This is a genomic window from Bacteroides sp. AM16-13 (assembly GCF_003602705.1).
Taxonomy (GTDB): Bacteria; Bacteroidota; Bacteroidia; order Bacteroidales; family Bacteroidaceae; genus Bacteroides; species Bacteroides xylanisolvens.
Genome location: NZ_QTLK01000090.1, coordinates 1 through 529, shown reverse-complemented (window position 1 = coordinate 529; position 529 = coordinate 1). Strand labels below are relative to the sequence as shown.

Annotated in this window: 1 tRNA gene and 1 rRNA gene; both read right to left on the bottom strand. The window is 44.8% G+C overall.

Annotated features, from left to right (window positions below):
* Positions 1 to 182 (bottom strand): 23S ribosomal RNA (locus tag DW173_RS23715); the annotation flags it as partial.
* Between the two features lie 160 nt (positions 183 to 342).
* Positions 343 to 416: transfer RNA gene (locus DW173_RS23710), tRNA-Ala, on the bottom strand.
* Positions 417 to 529 lie beyond the last annotated feature (113 nt).

The window sequence follows — 529 nt, the reverse complement described above, 5'->3', positions numbered from 1 at the left end:
CAGTTCCCTGCGTTAGCCTCTTGCTATGCAAGATGTCATTCCTTCAGAATGACGGGTTGTCCCATTCGGAAATCTTCGGATCAAAGGTTATTTGCACCTACCCGAAGCTTATCGCAGCTTATCACGTCCTTCATCGCCTCCGAGAGCCAAGGCATCCGCCATGCGCCCTTGCTTACTTTCTTTCAAACGTTTTATTCGCGTATTGGTATTGATTGTGGAATTGCTTCCGGCTGTCAATATTGCATACTCGAACACGTACGGTTTGATATATACTTTTAGCTCTTACTTTTAATTTTACTTTTTGTACATCATGTCAAAGATCGTTTCTCTTTTCAGAGAGAGTGGAGAATAACGGATTCGAACCGTTGACCCTCTGCGTGCAAGGCAGATGCTCTAGCCAGCTGAGCTAATCCCCCAAGAGGTTGTTCAAGAATATCGTTTTTTAGCTTTTAGCTTTTAGCTTTCAGCTTTCGCTGTTCCTCGTTCTTGAGCTTGGTAGTCCCAGGCAGAGTTGAACTGCCGACCTCTA